The following is a 677-nucleotide window of genomic DNA, read 5'->3' on the forward strand; positions in this document are numbered from 1 at the left end:
AAGTAGCAGTGAGGCCAGCTCAATAGCTTCTTGTGAGGATTCAGTAGTTAAGGCTTCGCATGCGTATTCCGAAACTCCTTTTTCATCTATAAATCCGTGCTCAAACCCATAGAGAAGTTCAGCCCAGTTTAGCCACGGGGTTTTGTTGTGTATGTATTGGCCATCGAGTAATAGTTTTTTCATTAGCATCTACTTAGGCAGCCTGGATGGAGTCTGATTTGGTGTTCCAGTTACTTTCCCATCCGGAATAAATCTCTGATGAGTTAACTCTAGCTTTAAATTTACAATCCATTCATAAATACCACTTTTATTATTCACCACCCCTACCAACTGTGTGAGCGTATTATTTGATCCATCACCGCCCTTTAGTGAAAAGACCCTCCCCTGAGCAGGTATCTGATCAACAACGTAGCTAGGGGCTCTGTGCATTGGATCTTCTTTCAGAGCGCTTCCTACTGGTTGAGCAGCATTTATTTCTTGTGCTGCATAGCCCGCGCGTTGTCTCTCAAAAAGAGCCGCATTATGAGCTGAGTTATCCCTGGGCTCTGGAAGTGTTGGCGTTCCCTCATCAACCCTAACGCCAGTCGTATTATCCGGCGCCCCACACCCAGGAGTGTTCGGTAGCGGGCAGTTCCCGCTCAACCCCAACGGATCAACCCACCCCGTCGGATTCGGCG

2 protein-coding genes are annotated in these 677 nt (G+C 47.6%); both read right to left on the minus strand.

The features are described from left to right. A partial coding sequence (locus AC1DRJ_RS31185) for a hypothetical protein (RefSeq protein ID WP_477805497.1) occupies positions 1-183 on the minus strand: 183 nt, incomplete at its 3' end. Positions 184-189: 6 nt separating this feature from the next. Then, a partial coding sequence (locus AC1DRJ_RS31190) for a hypothetical protein (RefSeq protein WP_477805498.1) occupies positions 190-677 on the minus strand: 488 nt, incomplete at its 5' end.

The sequence above is a fragment of the Pseudomonas sp. P5_B2 genome (genome assembly GCF_056400445.1).